Origin of the sequence: Streptosporangium sp. NPDC000095 (genome assembly GCF_042899335.1) — a bacterium.
GTDB lineage: Bacteria > Actinomycetota > Actinomycetes > Streptosporangiales > Streptosporangiaceae > Streptosporangium.
Window position 1 is genome coordinate 265,595 of sequence record NZ_JBIAZS010000002.1, and the last position, 19,139, is coordinate 284,733.

General features: G+C 68.7%; 19 protein-coding genes and 1 pseudogene. 10 read left to right on the plus strand and 10 right to left on the minus strand.

Annotation, left to right across the window (positions count from 1 at the left end):
* Positions 1–195 precede the first annotated feature (195 nt).
* A complete protein-coding gene (locus ACFY3V_RS06555) occupies positions 196–1,185 on the plus strand; it encodes an NAD(P)-dependent alcohol dehydrogenase (protein WP_362896794.1) in 990 nt (329 codons plus the stop codon).
* 159 nt (positions 1,186–1,344) lie between these two features.
* On the opposite strand, the gene ACFY3V_RS06560 is transcribed toward ACFY3V_RS06555, so the two are convergent.
* Together ACFY3V_RS06560 and ACFY3V_RS06565 are read right to left on the minus strand one after the other, a co-directional pair.
* Positions 1,345–2,238, minus strand: a complete 894-nt coding sequence (locus tag ACFY3V_RS06560; protein ID WP_389770695.1) for an SDR family NAD(P)-dependent oxidoreductase — start codon at positions 2,236–2,238, stop codon at positions 1,345–1,347.
* A gap of 353 nt (positions 2,239–2,591) precedes the next feature.
* Complete coding sequence (locus ACFY3V_RS06565; RefSeq protein ID WP_362896796.1) at positions 2,592–3,173, minus strand: TetR family transcriptional regulator; 582 nt, start codon at positions 3,171–3,173, stop codon at positions 2,592–2,594.
* A gap of 288 nt (positions 3,174–3,461) precedes the next feature.
* On the opposite strand from ACFY3V_RS06565, the gene ACFY3V_RS06570 reads away from it, so the two are divergent.
* Both ACFY3V_RS06570 and ACFY3V_RS06575 read left to right on the plus strand, forming a co-directional pair.
* A complete protein-coding gene (locus ACFY3V_RS06570) occupies positions 3,462–3,989 on the plus strand; it encodes a sigma-70 family RNA polymerase sigma factor (protein ID WP_362896797.1) in 528 nt (175 codons plus the stop codon).
* Positions 3,986–5,140 (plus strand): CU044_5270 family protein, encoded by a 1,155-nt coding sequence (locus ACFY3V_RS06575; protein WP_362896798.1) that lies wholly within the window; start codon positions 3,986–3,988, stop codon positions 5,138–5,140. The genes ACFY3V_RS06570 and ACFY3V_RS06575 overlap by 4 nt, the downstream gene beginning before the upstream one ends.
* A gap of 12 nt (positions 5,141–5,152) precedes the next feature.
* Here the strand turns inward: ACFY3V_RS06575 and ACFY3V_RS06580 are convergent, their stop codons facing one another.
* Both ACFY3V_RS06580 and nhaA read right to left on the minus strand, forming a co-directional pair.
* Positions 5,153–5,728, minus strand: a complete 576-nt coding sequence (locus ACFY3V_RS06580) for an HD domain-containing protein (protein ID WP_350942680.1) — start codon at positions 5,726–5,728, stop codon at positions 5,153–5,155.
* 194 nt (positions 5,729–5,922) lie between these two features.
* Positions 5,923–7,959, minus strand: a complete 2,037-nt coding sequence (gene nhaA, locus ACFY3V_RS06585; protein WP_389770700.1) for a Na+/H+ antiporter NhaA — start codon at positions 7,957–7,959, stop codon at positions 5,923–5,925.
* A gap of 226 nt (positions 7,960–8,185) precedes the next feature.
* Here nhaA and ACFY3V_RS06590 point away from each other — a divergent pair, with 226 nt between their 5' ends.
* Entirely contained in the window at positions 8,186–8,521 is a 336-nt protein-coding gene (locus ACFY3V_RS06590; RefSeq protein WP_350942677.1) for a metalloregulator ArsR/SmtB family transcription factor, read from the plus strand.
* Positions 8,518–8,988 carry an SRPBCC domain-containing protein gene (locus ACFY3V_RS06595; protein WP_350942675.1) on the plus strand — a complete coding sequence of 157 codons (471 nt, stop codon included), beginning with the start codon at positions 8,518–8,520 and terminating at the stop codon, positions 8,986–8,988. The genes ACFY3V_RS06590 and ACFY3V_RS06595 overlap by 4 nt, the downstream gene beginning before the upstream one ends.
* Before the next feature lie 266 nt (positions 8,989–9,254).
* On the opposite strand, the gene ACFY3V_RS06600 is transcribed toward ACFY3V_RS06595, so the two are convergent.
* On the minus strand, positions 9,255–9,806 hold the full coding sequence (locus ACFY3V_RS06600) for a CGNR zinc finger domain-containing protein (RefSeq protein ID WP_362896800.1): 552 nt from the start codon (positions 9,804–9,806) through the stop codon (positions 9,255–9,257).
* Between the two features lie 25 nt (positions 9,807–9,831).
* On the opposite strand from ACFY3V_RS06600, the gene ACFY3V_RS06605 reads away from it, so the two are divergent.
* Positions 9,832–9,987: a hypothetical protein gene (locus ACFY3V_RS06605; protein ID WP_362896801.1), complete on the plus strand. Its 156-nt coding sequence runs from the start codon at positions 9,832–9,834 to the stop codon at positions 9,985–9,987.
* A gap of 96 nt (positions 9,988–10,083) precedes the next feature.
* On the opposite strand, the gene ACFY3V_RS06610 is transcribed toward ACFY3V_RS06605, so the two are convergent.
* Entirely contained in the window at positions 10,084–10,866 is a 783-nt protein-coding gene (locus tag ACFY3V_RS06610) for a DUF2306 domain-containing protein (RefSeq protein ID WP_362896802.1), read from the minus strand.
* A gap of 657 nt (positions 10,867–11,523) precedes the next feature.
* Between ACFY3V_RS06610 and ACFY3V_RS06615 the strand changes: the two genes are divergently transcribed.
* On the plus strand, positions 11,524–12,603 hold the full coding sequence (locus ACFY3V_RS06615) for a TNT domain-containing protein (RefSeq protein ID WP_362896803.1): 1,080 nt from the start codon (positions 11,524–11,526) through the stop codon (positions 12,601–12,603).
* Positions 12,604–12,744: 141 nt separating this feature from the next.
* Here the strand turns inward: ACFY3V_RS06615 and ACFY3V_RS06620 are convergent, their stop codons facing one another.
* Positions 12,745–12,951 (minus strand): hypothetical protein, encoded by a 207-nt coding sequence (locus tag ACFY3V_RS06620; RefSeq protein ID WP_389770708.1) that lies wholly within the window; start codon positions 12,949–12,951, stop codon positions 12,745–12,747.
* A gap of 30 nt (positions 12,952–12,981) precedes the next feature.
* Complete coding sequence (locus tag ACFY3V_RS06625; RefSeq protein ID WP_389770711.1) at positions 12,982–13,740, minus strand: L,D-transpeptidase; 759 nt, start codon at positions 13,738–13,740, stop codon at positions 12,982–12,984.
* Between the two features lie 90 nt (positions 13,741–13,830).
* Here ACFY3V_RS06625 and ACFY3V_RS06630 point away from each other — a divergent pair, with 90 nt between their 5' ends.
* Complete coding sequence (locus ACFY3V_RS06630) at positions 13,831–14,517, plus strand: response regulator transcription factor (RefSeq protein WP_362896805.1); 687 nt, start codon at positions 13,831–13,833, stop codon at positions 14,515–14,517.
* Positions 14,514–16,289, plus strand: coding sequence for a sensor histidine kinase (locus tag ACFY3V_RS06635; RefSeq protein WP_389770714.1), 1,776 nt, complete (start codon positions 14,514–14,516; stop codon positions 16,287–16,289). Before ACFY3V_RS06630 ends, ACFY3V_RS06635 begins: the two co-directional genes overlap by 4 nt.
* A 539-nt stretch (positions 16,290–16,828) precedes the next feature.
* On the opposite strand, the gene ACFY3V_RS06640 is transcribed toward ACFY3V_RS06635, so the two are convergent.
* Together ACFY3V_RS06640 and ACFY3V_RS06645 are read right to left on the minus strand one after the other, a co-directional pair.
* Positions 16,829–17,500: a hypothetical protein gene (locus ACFY3V_RS06640; protein ID WP_389770717.1), complete on the minus strand. Its 672-nt coding sequence runs from the start codon at positions 17,498–17,500 to the stop codon at positions 16,829–16,831.
* Positions 17,501–17,925: 425 nt separating this feature from the next.
* Positions 17,926–18,363: a hypothetical protein gene (locus ACFY3V_RS06645; protein WP_389770720.1), complete on the minus strand. Its 438-nt coding sequence runs from the start codon at positions 18,361–18,363 to the stop codon at positions 17,926–17,928.
* Here ACFY3V_RS06645 and ACFY3V_RS06650 point away from each other — a divergent pair.
* Positions 18,362–19,105: pseudogene (locus ACFY3V_RS06650) on the plus strand (transposase); the annotation flags it as partial. The gene ACFY3V_RS06645 and the pseudogene ACFY3V_RS06650 sit on opposite strands and share 2 nt — an antisense overlap.
* Between the last annotated feature and the right edge of the window lie 34 nt (positions 19,106–19,139).

Consider the following 19,139-nt stretch of genomic DNA (forward strand, 5'->3'; position numbering starts at 1 on the left):
ATCCATCGATCGGGCGTACTTTCGCCCGATGAGCTCCTCGCGGAGCCCTCCTACATTGATTTTCGTGGCACGGGACACGCTCGATGCCACCCGGCAGGCGCCTCCGCCTCACCCGATGCCGGACACGACATCGGTCCACGAGTACGGCGCTCCCCGGCGGATCCGCACCCACCCGCGATGGATGAGGAGAATGCGTTGAAGGCTTTTGTTCTGCGCTCGTACGGCTCACCCGATGTCCTCGACCTGACGGACGTCGACATGCCCGTTCCCGGCGACGACGAGGTGCTCGTCCGGGTGCGCGCCACCTCCGTCCAGCCCTACGACTGGCACATCATGAGAGGCGAGCCGTATGCCGCGCGCCTGATGGGCGGCGGCCTCCTCGGGCTGCGCAAGCCGAAGATCGACATTCTGGGCGCCGACATGGCCGGGCAGGTCGAGGCCGTCGGCAGGAACGTGACGGGCTTCCGCCCCGGCGACGAGGTGTTCGCACTGCTCAAGCAGGGTGGCCTCGCCGAGTACGTGTGCGTCGGACAGGCCGCGCTCGCGCCGAAACCTCAGAACCTGTCGTACGAGCAGGCGGCGGCGGTACCGATGGCGGGCATCAGCGCGCTGCTGGGCCTGCGCGACGAGGGACGGCTGCAACCGGGACAGAAGGTCCTCATCAACGGGGCCTCGGGAGGCGTGGGGACGTTCGCCGTGCAGATCGCCCGGGCGCTCGGCGCGGAGGTCACCGGCGTCTGCAGCACCAGGAAGATGGACCTGGTCCGGTCGCTCGGCGCGGACGAGGTCATCGACTACTCCAAGGAGGACTTCACCCGGAGTGGAAAGCGCTACGACCTCCTGCTGGACATCGCGGGGGGCCACTCGGTCTCGGCGTGCCGGCGGGCGCTGACTCCCAAGGGGGCCTACGTCCTCATCGGCGGGCGGTCCGGCCGGTGGCTGCGGCCGATGAGTCACATGTTCACCGCACTCGCGGTCTCGCCGTTCGTGTCCCAGAGGGCGGCCATCGTGGACGCGACCCGGGGCGTGGGGAACAGGCAGAACCTGATCACGCTGACCGAGCTCATCGAGGCGGGGAAGGTCACCCCGGTCATCGATCGGGGCTACCCGTTCAAGGACACCCAGACGGCCGTCCGATACCAGGAGGAGGGGCACGCCCCGGGAAAGGTCATCATCACGCTCTGAGACACCCGAACCTCTTGAGACACCCGACCCGCCACACGCACGATGACCACCTCCCGCGAGCGATCGGAACGATCCTCCTGTTCCCGAGCGGCGCGGGAGGCCGGCCACCGGCCGGAACCGCCCGGGTTTCGGTTCGCGTACCGCCGTCGGTGGTTCATCTCATGCGATCACGTCGGCGGGTGGAGCGAGCGGGGCCGCCTGCCGGCTGAGCCTGAGGACGGCCTTCGCCGTTCGCGGGTCGGCGGCGGGGGCGAAGGGGGTGACGGGCCGGGCCTTCGACCCGATGACGAGGCCGGTCCGCCCGTCGAGCGAGGCGTCGGCCGCGGCCAGGATCGACGGCCGTGCCGCCACCGACGCGGGACCGGACGTGGCGCGTTCGAAGACTCGCCGGACCAGCGGCCAGAGCAGCCGCAGCCCCGGCGAGACGATTTTGGGCGACCGCATGGTGCCGTCGGTCATGTCGGTGGCCGCGCCACCCGGATCGGCCGCGAAGACCGAGATTCCGGTGCCGCGCAGCCGTTCCGCCAGATCCAGGGTGTAGGCGAGGTTGGCGAGCTTCGCCCGGCCGTACCAGTGGAAGCCGTAGTAGCCGCCCGGGGGCTCGATGGCATCGAAGGAGCGCTTGGCCGTCCGGATCGATCCCGAGGTGATGTTCACGATCCGACTCGGCCCGCCGGCACGGAGCGGCTCCAGCAGCAGCTCGGTCAGCAGGTACGGCGAGAGGTGGTTCACGGCGAACGACGCCTCGATCCCGTCCACCGTCTGTCGCCGGTCGGCGAACATCGCCCCGACGTTGTTGACCAGAACCTTCAGCGGCCCTTCCTCGGCGAGGCCGGCCGCGAGCACTCGTACGGCGTCGAGCGAGGCGAGATCCGCGGCGACGAATCTCGCCGCCGGACCGGTCGCCACCGCGTCGATCCGCTCGACCGCGCGGGCGCCCCGCTCGGCGTTCCGCCCCACCACGGTCACCTCGTAACCGATCGCCGCGAGCCCCATCGCGGTCTCCAGGCCGATCCCCCCGGTCCCCGCCGTCACCACAGCCCGTTTCTCCATGGCTCCGCCTTCCACCCGCCGATCCTTACCGGATAGTCATCCGTTTCCTGGTTCGTACCGTAGCACAAACGGATGACTATCCGATTAGAGGGAACGGACATGCGGCGGTGTATCTCCGTACCTGGATTTCCCGACCGCCGCCACCGGAGGCGAGCTTTCAACGGCTCCGGACCGCCGCCGGCGCGGGGATCGGCCCCTCAGATGTCCCGGACACCGTCGGCAAGCCAGGCCGGCACTCGAAGTCGGCGCGGTAGGCGGCCATTCGGTCCCTCAACACGGAAGCAGCCTTTCGCCTCCTCAACACGGGAGGCGACCTTTCGGCCCCTCAACACGAAGGGCAGCCTTTCGGCCCCTCAACGCGGCGGGGGACGCAGCCCCTCAAGGAGAACGTCGAGATAGAGCCGCGCGTGCCTGGCGTCATCGTCACCGGAGCGAACCGCGTGCTCCACCCCGCAGAGCAGGCGGCGGATGTCGTCCGCCTCGACGTCATGCCGGACGACCCCCGCGTCGCGGGCACGGTCGAGCAGTTCCGCGACGGCCCGGTCGAGCTCGGCCTTCATCGCCGAGGTCCGCACGTCGGCGTCGCTGGCGGATCCGAGCACCGCCGCGAACCCGGCGTCGTTCAACGCGTGTTCGAGAGCGAAACGCAGGAGACGGTGCAGACCGGCACGCGCGTCCTCGTCGGCCGCCGCGACCTGCGCCTCGTCGACGAACTGCTGAAAGCGCTCGGCGAGCAGTGCTTCCAGCAGCGCGTGCCGGTTGGGGAAATGCCGGTACACGGTCCCGACGCCCACCCCCGCGAGCCGGGCGATGGTGTTCAGCATGAGCGAGTCGTCGCCCGCGGCCAGCTGCTCCCTCGCGACCCGCAACACCCGTGCGCGGTTGCGCGCGGCGTCCGCGCGCAACGTCGTCTCCCGCTCAGCACCGGGTGTCACGATCTCAGACTAACGGTTCGCCGGTCAGGCACCGCGCGGCGCCGACGGACAGCGGTGGATGGTGACGAATGGTGACATGGTCACCGCGTTTCCGACGCACACCGGACCCTGCCGAACCCTCTGCCGCCCCGGAGGCACCCGCCTGGATGTAGGTGCCGCCGCACACGGCGCCGAAGGGTCCCCGCGACTTCCAGCTAAAAGGGGATTTTGAGTCGTTTGTAACATCTGAGGATCCCGGCCCACTTCCCGGTGTCGAAGCAATCATCCGGGACGAAGGGGGGCCAGGCGGTGACGGACGAGTCACAGCGGTTCACCACGATGTATGACGAATGCCGACAACAGGTCTGGGCCTACGTGGTCAGCCAGGCGGGCAGGCAGATCGCCGACGAGGTGGTGAGCGAGACGTTCGCGATCGCCTGGCGGCGGTTCGACGACATGCCCGAGCCCGCCCTGCCATGGCTGCTGGGCGTGGCACGCAACGTGCTTCGCGACAACGTCCGCGCCGAGATCCGGCGCGAGTCGCTCGCCCGCGAGCTGCGCGCGTGGACCGAGGAGGACCACGCCGACCAGGTCGCCGAACGCCTCGCCGTCATGACCGCGCTCGCCTCGTTGAACCAGGACGAACGCGAGCTGCTGATCCTGGTGGCCTGGCAGGGACTCACGCCGCGCGACGCGGCACGCGTCATCGGCTGTTCCGCCGCGACCTTCCGCGTACGGCTCCATCGGGCCCGCAAGCGGCTGGTCCACGCGATGAAGTCGGCATCGGCGATCCGCCCCCGGCCCCGGGTGCGCAATCTCAGTGAGGAGTGGTCTTGAACCCGACGGACCAGCTGCGGGCGGCCCGCCCGGCACATCTCGACACCCCGGCCGACGAGCACACCCGTGCCGCCGAGCTCTCCTACGCCATGTCACAGCCCAGGACGGGGCGCACCCGCAAGGCCGGTATCCCCAGGCCGGGGTGGGCGCTCGGTCTGGCGGGCGTGGCCGCCGCCACCGCCGCGGCCGTGACGATCGCCACGACCGGCGGCACCACACCGCCTCCGGGCTCCCCGATCGCCACGGACCGGCAGCCGACGACGCACTCGTCGGAGCCGGTGGCGCGGCTGTCGGCCAGGCAGCTCCTCCTCGTCGCGGCCGAGTCGTCGCTCAAGGCCCCCCAGGGCAGCGGGGCCTACTGGTACGTCGAGAAGGTGAGCGGCGACGCCCAGCAGGTGGGCACCAGGACGCGGTACACGGTGGACAGCCTGGGCCGCAGCCGGACGTGGATCGCCCGCTCGCCCGAGCGGGAAAGCTGGTGGGTGTCCCAGAACCTCGGCACCAAGCCCGCGTCCGGCTCGGAGGAGGCCTGGAAGCGGGACGGCTCGCCGTCCACGTGGACGGTGAGCGTGAACAAGAACGCCGACACCAAGGAACAGCTGATCATCGAGGCCAAGGGCGGCAAGCCCTTCGGCAACGCGATCAACGACGGCGACAAGGTCGCCGACCTGGCCGGCGAGAACGTCTCGATGGCCGAGCTCCAAGATCTGCCCACGACCGCGGCCGAGCTGAAGGCGTACCTGCTCAAGGGGTACCGGGGGCACGGCACCGAATCCACGGGCGACCCGCAGGACGCCGACTCCTGGCTCTTCCAGGTGACCGCGGGCCTGTTGAGCGACATGCCCGTCAAGCCCGCCGTCCGGGCCGCGGCCTATCAGGTGCTCGCCGGGCTGGACGGCGTGCGGTCGCTGGGTGAGGTGACCGACGCGCTGGACCGCAGGGGCGAGGGCATCGCCCGTACCGAGAAGTGGCCCACCGGCGAGTTCGAGCGCCAGCTCGTCGTCGACCCGCGGACCGGCATCCTGCTCACGGACCGGTTCGTCGCCGTCGCCCCGACCGGAACCTACGGCTGGGCGAAGCCGGGCACCGCCGTCCACTGGAACGCGATCGTCAAGGCCGAGTGGACCGACCGGGAGCCGGTCAAGCCGTAACCGCGAGGTGTCTCAGCCTCCGTTCAGGACGCGTTTCACCCATTCCAGCGACCCCGTGCGAAGCGCCTCGTCCGCGAGGCGCTTCGCCGACGTCGTCTTCAGGGCGGCGAGTGAGCTGTCGATCCACGGCTGGACGTTCTGGTGGCCCTGCTCGCGGTACTCGATCGCCTGGATCAGGCATTCGAGCTTGTCGGCGTCACGGGCGCAGACCGCTTCGAGACTGGCCTTCTCCTCGTACTCGCCGACCGCGCCGCTCACCATCTCCGCCACCGGCCCGGGAACCCCGCGTACCTGGTCGGCGGTGACCTCCTCGTTCGGCGTCGCCTTCAGGTACAGCTTGCCGAGATAGGGGATGTCGGTGATGCGGGTCTCCTGCGTGTCGTGGAAGAGGCTCATGAACGCCGCACGCTCGGGGTTCCCGCCTTCCAACGCCGTGATCACACTCGCGATGATCGCCGTCCTGAAGGAGTGGTCGGCGATGCTCTCGGGGTCCCGTACCCCCGCGACCAGCCAGCCCGTGCGCCGGTAACGCTTGAGCAGCCCGATCTCGTACAGCAGGCCCGTCAGATTCGACAGTTCCTCCGCCATGGAAATCCCCTCTCCCCCTCGGTGGATCATGCGCGGCGCGTAGCCGACCATCCCGTTTCCGGCGTGGACCGCGGTCGCCTCCTCCAGCGTACGGATGGCCGCTTCCCTGAGCGTCGCCCGTGGTCCGCGTGTCCGGCGTCGGGCACGCGGACCAGGGGCGACGCTCACATGAGAGGTGTCCCCCTCTCGTGCCGTCAGGTCGTCTCCGGGCGATCAGGAGACCGGTCCGCCTCCCGCGCGGGGGCGTCGGTCGAGTCCGACACGGCCTCCGCACCCGGCTCGGCCGCCCCCGCCGCGGGGACCGTAACGGCCAGGCCAGGGGCGGCGGGCGCGAGAGCGTCGACCGCCTCCGGCAGGGCGGGCTCGGCGTCCCCGCGCGACTTCTCCAGCGCGCGGATGAGGGACTGCGCGTCGTAGGGGCCGACGTGCCGACGACCGTTGACGAAGAGCGTCGGCACCGCCGTGATGCCCATCGCCTCGGCGTCCAGCATGTCGTCGCGGACCCTGCCGGTGACCTCCGGTGCCGTGAGGTCTCGTTCGAACCTCTCCATGTCGAGTCCGAGGCCGCGCGCGAGGCGGATGATGTCGGACGGCCGCTGATTCTCCTGGTCCGCGAACAGGCCGCGCTCGAACTCGAAGAACCTGCCCTGAAGCGCCGCGGCCTCGGCCGCCTCGGCGCCCGCGAGAGCGTTCGGGTGATACTGCGTGAGTGGCGCGTGGCGCCAGACGTATCGGAGTTCGTCGCCGAGGACCTCGTGCACCTCCAGGATGGAACCGGAGGCCTTGAGGCAGAAGCCGCACTGGAAGTCGCCGTACTCGACGATGGTGTAGGGCGCGTCCACCGGTCCGAAGACGTGGTCCCGCCTCGGATCGACCGGGCGGGCGAGCGCCGCCTCGGAGTCGGGTCCCGGGCGCAGGGCGTCGGAGATACGGAAGATCACCGTCGCGATGAGGAGGGCGATGACGGATGCCGCGAGCACCCCGACGCGCGCCTCGTTCTGTGCCGCCGGGTCGTCGATCGCGAGGTCGACGATGAACAGCGAGATCGTGAAGCCGATGCCGCACAGCGCGGCCCCGCCCGCGACGCGGTCGAGCGTCAGCCCGGGTCCGAGCTCTCCCAGTCGCAGGACGCGAAGGATCGCGGTGGAGCCGAAGACGCCGACGAACTTGCCCGCCACGAGGCCGGCCACGATTCCCCAGGTCAGGGGCGATCCAAGCGCGGCGGCGAGGTTTTCCCGACTGATCTCGACGCCGACGTTCGCCAACGCGAACAGGGGCAGGATGACGTAGGCGACGTACGGGGCATACGCCGACTGGAGCCGTTCGTTGATCGAGATCGACTCCCGCAGGCTGTTCGCCGCCGCGCGGGCGTACGCGGTGTTCGGTGACTGACGGAACACCCGCGCGAGGTCGAGAGCGTGCTCGACGTCCCGTCGATCGGGCCGGTAGACCGGTACGAGAAGGGCGATGGCGACGCCCGCCAGGGTGGGGTGCACGCCCGAGGCGAGGAACGCCAGCCAGACGATGATCGCCAGCGTGCCGTACACCGGACCGCGCCCGCCGCGCAGGTACCGCGTGAAGTAGACGCCCGCGAGCCCGGCCGCCGCAACGATCAGCGGGAGGGGGTCGAGGTTCTCGGTGTACATGATCGCGATGATGCTGAGCGCGCCGATGTCGTCGACCACCGCGAGGGCGAGGAGGAAGACCCTCAGCCTGCCCGGTATCCGCGGGCCGATCAGAGCGAGGGCGCCCACCAGGAACGCGGTATCGGTCGAGATCACGACGCCCCACGCGTACTCGTGTCCCGACCCCGCGGCGATCAGCACGAACAACAGCGCAGGGATCGCGAGCCCCGCGACGGCCGCGGCCACCGGCACGACCGCCCGGGACCAGCTGGTGAGCTCACCGATCGCGAACTCGCGGCGCACTTCGAGCCCGACGGTGAAGAAGAAGATCGCCATGAGCGCGTCGTTCACGAGCGCGTGCAGGGTGAAGTCGAGATGAAGATCGCCGACACCGATGGTGAGGTGCGTGTCCCAGAAGGCGTCGTGTGAGCCGGGAGAGGCGTTCGCCCAGATGATCGCGGCGAAGGTCGCGAGCAGCAGGAGCAGCGCCCCGATCCGGTTCTGGCCCAGCGCACGAACGCGCTCGGCGATCGAACGCGAGGCGACCGAGTGCGCGTCGACCTGCTCAGGATTCGGTGATTGCCGAGTGGTCGTCGAGTTCGCCATACGTCAGGTCCTCGGAACCTCGTGGGGAAACAGCAGGAGCACAACATCCGCTGAAAAATCGTCAGTATATGGCGAAGGCCCGCAACCCCATAGAGGGACGCGATGTCCCCCGAAAACCGTCAGCACGTGACGACGGCCCGCGACCACGTGGCGACGCGGTAACCGACCGGGGAGCACTCCGGGCCAATCATTGAACCATGTGGTTCACTGAGCTATAGTGAACCACATGGTTCAGCAAGAGGTCCTTGACCGCACGTTCGCGGCCCTCGCAGATGCCACGCGACGACAGATCCTCATCCGGCTCGGCCAGGGGCCCGCCACGATCGGCGAGCTGGCCGCACCGTTCGACATGTCGCTCACCGGCATGAAGAAGCACGTGCACGTCCTGGAGAACGCCGGACTGGTCACCACGGAGAAGGTCGGGCGATCGCGGCAGTGTCGCCTCGGCACCGAACGACTGGAGGACGCCATGTCCTGGATCAGGTTCTACCAGCGGCTCTGGGAACGTCGGCTCGACGGCCTCGACGCCTACTTCACCCTCACGAAGGAAGACGACCAATGACCCAGAACATCGAGACCGATCGGCTTCACCTGAGCCGTGTCCTGCCCGCGAAGCCGGAGGAGGTCTTCGACGCCTACACCGACGCCGAGAAGCAGAAGATCTGGTTCAACATCCTCAACGAGGAACCCGGCATCGTCGAGATCGACGTCGACCTGCGCGTCGGAGGCCGGCAGACCGCGGTGTGGGGGCCTGACCGCGAAACCCTGTTCCGAGAGACGCAGACCTTCCTGGTCGTCGACCGCCCGCATCGCCTGGTCACCGAGTCCGTCGGCTCCAGCCCGGACGGCATGACCATGACCACCACGATCGAGATCACGTTCGAGGAGCACGAGGACGGAACGCTCTTCACCGTGACGCAGACCGGATTCCCGACGCCCGAGATGCGCGACTTCTTCGTGGGAGAGGTCCTGCCGGGAGCACTCGACCGGATCGAGACGTACCTGCGCGGCGTGCGGACGCGGCCCTGAAGCGGCACCGAAGGAGAGCGCGAAGAGCCGCGATCCGGCTCGACCCGCGGGTCCACACCTCACCGTAGGCCGGGCCGACCGGAGACCTCGACGTCCGGTCGGCCGGAGACTCGAACGGAGCCAGGCCGGTAACCGCACCACCGGTTATCGCCGGTACGGCGTCGCCGAGCTGTCACGGTCAGAACGCATCCGCGGCCTGCGACGCCTCGGACCGCCGCTGCGCCAGATCGCCGATCTGCCGGACGCTCCCGAGGCTCAGCGGAGGTTCACCGTCGATGCGCCGTAGAAGCCGTAGAAGAGGGGACGTGCCTGGCCCGGTGCCGCCGCACCGCGTCGCGGTTGGCGCAGCGCGGCGAGCAGTAGCGTTGCCGGCCGCTCCGCGAGACGTCCGCGTAGACCAGCCCGCAGCCGTCGCGTGCGCAGCGCGCCAGCCGTGACATGCCGCGCCCCGTCAGATGCAGGGCGGTGCCCACCGCGACCAGGGCGCGCAGTACACCGCCGAGCGACAGGCCCGTGTCGCGATAGTGCAGGTGCCAGCCGGTCCCGGCGTGGTCGGTGACACGGGGATACGCCGCCGAGGTGGCCAGCAGGTCGTTGAGCAGCGCGACCCGTGCGCGCTCGTCGCGGGTGTCGACGATCTCGCACCACTGCTCCGACAGGTTGAGCGCGGCGGCCAGGTCCGCCTCCTCCGGGGAGCGGTCGATGACGAGGCCGGCGTCCGCGCACCGTTTCACCAGGTCGTCGAGGGATGCGGGCGGCACGTTGACCAGGTCCGCCATCAGCAGGACCGCGTCCGCTCCGTAAGGGTTGAGATGCACAATGCCATTACAGCACGCTGGACCCATGAACGACCACGAAGGACATGACTGGCACACCCGCTCCCACCACCGCACCAGCGAAGGGCTGGTGCGCTACCAGTCCTGCCACTGCGGCACCTGGCGGGTGCTGTGCGAGGCCCCCGCCCCGCCCGCCGCGGCGGTGGTGGCGTGGAGCGCCTAGAGAGCGCGGTCCGGCCGGGCGCGCCGCCGACATGAATCGTGCGGCGCACCCAAGGGCGGTCAGGGGTGCTCAAGGGTTCAGGCACCGCTGTCGCCCTCACCGGTCGGCGAGGCCGCCCACGGAGGTACGACCCGCCAGGACGCGACTCCGACCGATCGGCCGCCTGCGGATGAACCATTCGGCCACGGTGAGGTTGATCACCCACCCCGCGGCCACGAGCAGTGCTCTGGGAAACTCGTCGGGCGTCCCGAAAATCAGGAACCACGGCAGGTGGGTCAACGCCTGCGTGCCCGCCCCCAGGCCGATCGCATAACCACGCATCATCCAGGCGCGGTGTCGGGCGATGTCCCGCCGCCGGATCGCGGCGAACCCGAGAACGATGGCCACGACCATGGCGGAGCCGAACACGAGCCGGATGCCGGCGAGAAGATCACCGTCACCGACGGGGCGGGGATAGAACAGGTTCATCCACAGGCCGGAAAGCGCCGCGACGAGGCCGCAGAGAACCAGGACCCGCCCGGCGATGCGGTGCCAGCCCGGCCTACGGCCGCGGAAACGGGGGGCGAACTGGAAAGCTCCCAGAACGCTGTACACGCTGACACTGAAAATGTGCAGCACCACGGGCAGAGGTGCCGCGAAGAACCGCGCGTTTCCCGGCGTGATCTCCGCGCCGACCGTCAACTCGGTCAGGCGGACGGCTCCGGCGATCATCGGAACGGCACTGAGCGCGATCAGCGCGGTAGGCAGAAGCCAGCCCGGCCGCCGGGAGGTCGCGGCGACGTTGTGGCCACGAACAGCGGTGTTTCGGTCATTCGTCGACCGGCTGCTTCGCGGTGACTGCGCGGACGGGGGGCGTCCCGTCGAGCTCTCATCGGTCATGATCCGATCGTGACGGCCGGCACCCCGAACGCTCATCGGTAGGACGGTCCGATCCGAACCGGCCGATCATCCACCGGCAGGCCGTACTTTCGGCCCACACCGAGCTCCCCGCAGCCCGGAAACCGCTCACTCGCCTGTTCTTCTCCGGCAATCGCCGAACGACGGGCGGGATGACGGCGACCGGGCGTGGCCACCTCGGGTGCTCCAAGTCTGCCGGCCACCGCGATCACCGAGGTGTCGGCGACACCCGGCGAAAGGTCGGCGTACACCTCCGCGCATTTTCCCCGCATTATCGTGATGAGATCCGCGAACAGCACACATAGCTAACTCAACACGTAATAGATCGCATATTCCGATATTTGCCATATGGCGAGCCAACCCTTTCCCGCCCCATTTTTTGCCCTTCCCTTATGGCTTGGACACTGCAATCCACGCGACATCGGGAATGTAGGAATCAATCACTGATCCAACGTGTACGACCACACCTGTAGCGACGTGCCCTAATTCGGATAACCCTCTCGCTTTTGAAGCCGAGAGAACCGGTTCTTCCTGAATCCTGGGTGGACCGGGGTGCGCACATCGCGGGTCGGCGTTTCATCGACTCGCCTGTGGTCGGTCAATTCTCGTCCGTCTGCCTTTAACACCAGCAGGGAAGTCATGCCACATTACCGACGGAGCGTCGTACTGGCCACCGCGATATGCGCGCTGGTCTGCGCCATGAGCGATACGGCCGCGCGTGCCGACAGCCCCGCCCAGCGGAAAACCCCACTGATCACCTTGGCGGATCTCCAACCCGCACCGCCGTCTGCCGAGAGAGTGGCTCATGACCAGAGCCCGCAGAACGGGGCGCAGGTCTGCGGACCGCCGTACGTGACCGGAGACCCGGACCTCGGACCGACACTCCTGCCACGGACCGGCTATCTCGGCGCACTCCTGCACGGTTACGTGCCACTGGGCGGTCTCACCCCCCAGCACTTCCTCTCGCGCTACTGGAACTACACCGTGAACGACTATCGCTACCCGCCCAACTCCGGATTCGCCAACTCCGGTGACTATCCCAACGGCAGGCCGCTGGTCAAGACGACGTTTTTGCAGATCGGCATGAGACTCGACCGTTTCGGCGGCTACGGCGGCTCGTTTCTGGCGCCGATGGGAGACCTGTTCACCCGGCGCGCGCTGCCGCCACGGAACCTGAACACCAACCCGCTGGATCCCACACACCTGTGCAACTATCACGTGTTCAAGGTGCTCAAGTCATTCCGCGTCGACGTGGGCCCGGTCTCCCTCGCGTTCGAGATGCCGGGTTGGGGCACGCAGTACCACGTGCTCAGCAAGTACATTCCCGAGGCCCCGCAGACGAGCGAAGAGGTTCCGGTGAGCTGGCTGCTGCAGAACGGATATCTGGAGGAACTCCCACCGCCCGTCCTGCCTGACCCTCCCCTGCCTCACCGGATCACCGTACCGATAACGTTGTCCGAGGACGCCGACCAGGACGAGCCGACAGAAAGAGCCGACGACAGAAAACCCCTCTGCTCACCGTCGGCGAGGGCGAAGCGGTCTGCCACCGGGCGGTGCTTCGCCTCGGCGGGACGCGAAGGCCTCGGCCCCGACACACGTCACGCCTCTCCCTCTCGCGGTCGTGCCGTCAACCGGCCGCCGACAGCCGCCGACCGGCGGATATCCGCGGCGGGAAGGCCGGCTGATCGCCCGCGGCCGCATCGGTCGTCGCGTCTCTGAGGAGCGGAGTCCTGCTCCTGCCCGCGATGGCCTGGTCGCCGACGCGACCGCGGGCAGGAGAGGACCGTCATGAGCCCGCAGGCGCCAAGAAACACCGGAGACACCGCCGCGGGCCCCGGAAACCGCGGCGACGCTCCATGATCAGCCGGTGTAGTCCGGCCTGACGACGACGGCCTCCCTCGGGACCGTCCTCGGCTCCTCGACCGCGGGCCGGCGCTCGGCCGGGGCCGGGGAGGGCGAGGTGGCCGGCTCCCCGGGATCGGCCGCGGCCGTACCGGAAAAGCCCGCGAGGCCCGCGGCCAGAGCCAGCGCCGCGCTGAAGCCGATGAGCGTGGCTTTGATCTTCATATGGATTCCCCTGTTCATTCGAGTCGGGCCTCAGCCCTTGATGACGACCGGGGTACCGATCGCCAGGTTCTTCGCCATCCACCTGATGTCGTCGTCGCCGACCCGGACGCAGCCGTGGCTGGCCCGTGTGCCGATGGCGGACTGCTTGTTCGTCCCGTGCACCGCCAGCTGGCCCGGGCCTCCGGCGAAGCTCTTCAGCACGGGCGAGAAGCCGCTCAGCCCGAAGGCGTAGGCGCCGTAGGCCCCGCCGTCGTCGACGGGTTTCACCAGCTCGGTGAAGAAATAGCGCCCCGGAGGCGTCGGCGTTCCCGCCTCACCCGTCGCGACCTTGCCCGTCCTGACGGCCCGGTCGCCGTCGTAGACCGTGAACCTGAACGCCCCGCGGTCGATCTCCACCCGGTGGGAGGTCTCCGCGAGCGTCACGTCGGTGGCCCTGATCCAGCCCTTGCTGCCGTTCGGCCGGACCGGCAGCAGCACCCGCATCCACTCACCCTCGTCACGGTCCACCAGGAAGACCCGCGTCGCGCCGTAGTCGTTGGGGCTCGTGATCGTCCGCTGGACCACCCCCTCCTTGTTCCGGTAGACCGTGATCCGAGCCCTCTTGACGCTCGCGATCTTCGATCCGACGCCGCTCGCCGACTCCGACCGCGGGCCACCTGTCGCCGGCTCCGACCGCGCGCCACCGCTCGGAGGCTCATGCCGCACGGCGCCGCGCGCGTCGGCCGCACAGCCGGTCAGCAGGAGGACGAGGGTCGCCGCGGCGGCCGTACCGAGCAGGTTGGTTCTCACCCGCCACAGCCTCGCGGCAGAATGTGTGAAACCTGTTTGGTTGTCATGCAGATCCCATATGCACCCCTGGCATGCGCATAACCTCAGGCCATGTGCGCGTACGTACTGGTCGCCGAGGACGATCCCAAGCAGGCCGAACTGCTCAGGCGGTATCTGGAACGGGAGGGCCACGAGGTCCTCGTCGTGCACGACGGGCGTTCCGCGATCGACGAGGCCCGGCGGGCGGATCCCGGCCTCGTGGTGCTCGACGTGATGATGCCGAAGGTCGACGGGCTGGACGTCTGCCGGGTGCTACGTGCCGAGTCCGACCTGCCGATCCTGATGCTGACCGCCAGGTCCACCGAGGACGACCTGTTGCTGGGGCTCGACCTCGGCGCCGACGACTACGTGGCCAAGCCGTACAGCCCCCGCGAGCTGATGGCCCGCGTGCGAACGCTGCTGCGCCGTACCGGCAAGTCCCAGGACGCCGACCGGCGGCTGTTCCAGGCGGGCGATCTCGTCGTGGACCCGATCAGGCACACCGTCACCGCGGCGGGCACGCCGGTGGAGTGTACGCTCGCGGAGTTCCGGATCATCGAGACGCTGGCCGCCGAGCCGGAACGGGTGTTCACCAGGAAGCAGCTGCTGGAGCGTGTCCACGGCTTCGACAGGTTCATCACCGAACGCACGGTCGACGTGCACGTGATGAACCTGCGCAGGAAGATCGAGCCTGATCCGCGCCGTCCGGTCCGGTTGCTGACCGTGTACGGCGTCGGCTACAAGCTGACCCACGCATGAGGTCGCTGTTCGTCAGGCTGCTCACGAGTTCGGCCGTCGTGGCGGTCTGCTCGATCAGCGCGACGGCGTGGCTGGCCGCGAGCAGCACCTCCGGCGCCATCCAGCGCGAGCAGGGGCAGACGCTGGCCAGCGACGCCCAGATCAACAACAACCTGCTCGGCTACGCCTCCCGCCATCCGGACTGGTCGGGCGTCGCCGTCACCGTACGTGATCTCGCCGCCCGGCACAGCCGTCGCATCGCGTTGACCACCGAGAAGGGCACCCTCATCGCGGACTCGGCGACCGCCGGGACCCCACTGCCCTCCAGGGTGTCGGCCGTCGTCGACCCGCTGGCCGTGGACGTGACCCTGGTGCCCGGGGCGGCCAGGGACCGGATCGATCCACGCGCGGTGGGTCCTTTCCTGCTGCCCGCCTCCGAGCGCGCCCGGCTGGTCAAGGCCGTCGACAACTACGCCATCTGTGCCGGCCGTGTCAGACAGACCGTACAGATGACCGTCTCGAACACCGGCCGGCCCGTCGTGACGACGACCGCCATGGAGGCCGATCAGGAGCCGCGCCCGGTGCCGCGCGAGTTCCCCGTGCTGAGGGACGTCTGCGACGCCACTCCCTTCAGCGCGCCGACGCGCACCGAGAAGGCCGCGTTGAAACAGCTCAACCACCTGGTCGGCAGGTGCCTCAAGGGCAAGAGCAAGGAACGGGGCTCGGTCGGCCTCGACTTCGCCTGGGTTTCCAAGGAGAGGCGGCCTCCTGACGCGGAACCCGATCAGACGATCTCGTCCTGCATCGTCACCGCCCGCAAGGAGCAACTCGATCCCTACGTCGCCCCCGCGGCCTACCTGTACATCGGCTCCCCCGCCGAGGCCACCGGCCAGCGCTTCCCGCTCCCCTCGATCGCCGGCGCCGCCCTCCTCGTGCTCGTGCTGACCGTGGGCGTGAGCGTCATGGCGGCCCGGCGCCTGGTCATGCCCGTCAACGCGCTCACCCACGCCGCGCGACGGATGCGTGACGGGGACAGCTCCGCCCGCGTCACCGTCAGGACGACCGGCGAGATCAACGAGCTCGCCACGGCGTTCAACGAGATGTCGGAACACCTTCAGCGCATGGAGGAGCAGCGCAAGGCCATGGTCAGCGATGTCTCCCACGAGCTGCGGACCCCGCTGAGCAACCTCAGGGGGTGGCTGGAGGCGGCCCAGGACGGCGTCGCCGAGCTCGACCCGGCGCTGATCGCCTCACTGGTCGAGGAGATCCTGCTGTTGCAGCACATCGTCGACGACCTTCAGGAGCTCGCCCTCGCCGACGCGGGCAAACTCCGTCTGCACGTCGAACCCGTTCACCTCGGCGACCTTCTCGACCAGGTGGCCACCGCTCACCGAAGCCGGGCAGAGGCCGCGGGGCTCACCCTGACCACCGCCGTCATCGGCGACCCCTCGCTGACCGCGGATCCGGTACGGCTCCGTCAGGCCGTCGGCAACCTGGTCGCCAACTCCCTGCGCTACACGCCACCCGGCGGGCACATCACACTGTGCGCCCGCCAGGACGGCGACCGGGTCGTCATCGAGGTGACCGACACGGGGGTCGGGATCCGCGCCGAGTATCTCCCCCACGTCTTCGACAGGTTCTGGCGAGCCGAGAAGTCCCGCAACCGGCGGACCGGGGGCAGCGGACTCGGGCTCGCCATCGTGCGCAACCTGGCCGAGGCGCACGGCGGCACGGCCACGGCCACCAGCGTGCCAGGCGTCCGCACGACGTTCACCCTGCGTCTTCCTTCTTGACGCGCTCCTCGGCATGGCCGAACAGCAGGAGGCCCACGCCCAGGAGTCGAGCACGAGCCGTACACCGAGATCTGCCGAAACCACTCCTCGGTCGGAACCAGGCCCGTCTGGCAGGCGCCTCCGGATGGGTCACCTGGCTTGACGTTGGTACCGTCGATGCCGCGGTGGCCGCCCGGGGTCTTGAAAAGGTGCTGCCGACCACACCCGGATGGGGTGCAGGCTTGGGCGATCCAGGTCAAGCCAGGCCAACGGGGCAGATCACGCCGGTGCCGGCCACCGTGCACTGCTCGGCGGCCGGTGGGCCTCAGACTCCGACGACCTTGACGCTTTTCCCGCAGAGCCGGTCCATGTCGTCCTTGTCAGCGGTGCGGCCGGGCAGCCCAACGTAATGCCATGGCGCTCAACACCCGCGCCGCCGGTTTTCTCGACAGGATGCGACTTGGGCAGCGAAGGAGACCCCTTGTCGAAACCGCGGTGCCACAGTTCGTCCGCGGCGGCCACGATCCGTCGTGACCCGGCTTTTCACCCGGCGACGGACGTCAGGCCATGACCGACTCCCCACCCGGATAGGTGAAGGACGACCGAGGCGAGTAGAAACCCCACACGATCTGCAGCGGCTCGGCGGGGCGGAGAGCGTGGACGGGGTGGCTCGGCTCCAGAAACTCCAGTGACACGATCTCGAACGGGTCGACCGGTTCCGCCACAAACGGATAGATCCCGCTGAGCCGCTGCCCCTCGACCTCTGTGATGTAGCGCAACTGGCCACGGTTGACCGCCGTACTGGTGTCGCCGACCCGTGCGGTCGTACGGATCACCGGCACACCGTCCGACTCGGTCGTCGCGACCAGCTCTCCGCCCTCGACCTCGATCGTGGTACGGCCGATGGTGGCGGGCACGCCTCGGGCGGCCGCGTACTCGCGTACCACCGCGCTGGAGTTGAAGTAGTGCGTCCACCAGCGGCCGGGGGTCACCCCGTCGGGAGCGTAGGCGCCCTCCAGGTCCGGCCCGATGTAGGTGAGCGAGTACGCGCCGAAACCCGAGGTCTGCTCAGGCCGGTCGACGACGTACTGGTTCATGAAGACCTGACGGTTGGCCATGGGCTTCAGCCCATCGGGCACCAGGACCGCGACGGCTTCGGGATCGGCCGGCACCCAGCCGAAGTAGATCATCCGGCTGTTGACGACGAGCTGGGGAGCCACGATTTCGGACACGACTTCTCCCTGACCAACGACGGCATATAGCCGGAAAATACTTTATGCACCCGCAGAGAACAATGATGGATATGCGATCCCCTCGATTCCTCAAAAATCGAAGATATTCGCAATTCATACATTATCCACTCAAAGCGGCCATCTGCCTTAAAAGGCAAGACGTTCGACCTCGGACACGCGGCCCCGGCGCCGCCGATGTCGCAGTAACCACTCCGTGTACATGACACGAGACGCGCCCTGGCTCCGCCTCCGCCTTGCTTTCCTGCCGTCTCTCCATGAGTCGGCAGACTTCTGTGACGACCGTCGCGGGAAGGAGAAGCGGACCGGGATGGCTCCGCAGAAACCTGGTGCAGGGCTCGTGATACCGGTCACGGATGTTGACCGCTGATCACATCGGCCGGCTCCCACCCCTCGTAAATGATCATCTAGTCAGCCCCACGAACGTTCTTCCTGGAGAGGAACAGCAGGATCGTTGCGGCGATATAGAGGAACCAGACCACGATCGCCGGCCAGGCGGCCAGGTGCGAGTACCGGTCCAGGATTTCATCGGCCCGGAAAACCGACGTCGACCACAGGAAGAAACAGAGCAGCGTGTATGGTACGAGGCCCACCGCCATGGCGGCCCGCGTGCCCGGCGTCCCGTCTCGTCGCCATGCCAAAGCCGCCAGCGCCAGCGTGATCGCCCCTAGCACGGCGTAGGAGTACAGAAGCGTCTGGGCCTTGTTCAGCGCGAACTCGGTGTGGAAGCTCACCCCGTCACCGCTCTTCTCCTGTCTCTCCAACTCCGCCGCAAGGCCGGGCAGAAGAGCGAGGCTGACCCCCACGACCACCAGCTCGCACAGGCAAGCCGCCAGCAGGCACATGGAAGCACGTCCCGGAACCTTCAATCCCGCCCTCCCCCGTCGCCGCCTTCTCTTGGGACCGTGGCGGAACCTGCTTGCGAGGCGCTTGTGGATCACAAGGAAATCCCGCCGATGCGGCGCCGAGTACGGCACCCGCAGCGACGAGCGCACCAACCGGCGCAACGGATATCGCGTCCGCGACTGGGACACCCGGTCCGGCACCGTCGAGCTCGCCATCCCGAAACTACGCTCGGGCTCCTACTTTCCCGCCTGGCTGCTGGAACGCAGGCGCCGGGCCGAACAAGCCCTGATCAGCGTGGTGGCCACCAGCTACCTGCTCGGCGTCTCCACCCGGCGGGTGGACAAACTGGTCGAACAGCTCGGCATCAAACACATTTCCAAAAGCCAGGTCAGTGAGATGGCCAAGGTGCTGGACGCCCGGGTGGAGGCCTTCCGCACCCGGGCCTTGGACGCCGGCCCGTACGCGTTCGTCTGGCTGGACGCGTTGACGCAGAAGGTCCGCGAGGGCGGGCGGATCATCAACGTGCACGTGCTGGTGGCCACCGCGGTCAACGCAGGCGGCAACCGGGAGATCCTCGGCCTGGAGGTCACCTCCGCCGAGGACGGCGCCGGCTGGCTGGCGTTCCTGCGCGGCCTGGTGACGCGCGGCCTGTCCGGCGTGCAACTGGTCATCTCCGATGCCCACGCCGGGCTGGTCGGCGCGACCGCGAGGCGGCTACGTCCAGGCGCAGGAACGGAACGGGAAAAGCGCCCGTCCTCGGGAGGACGGGCGCTTT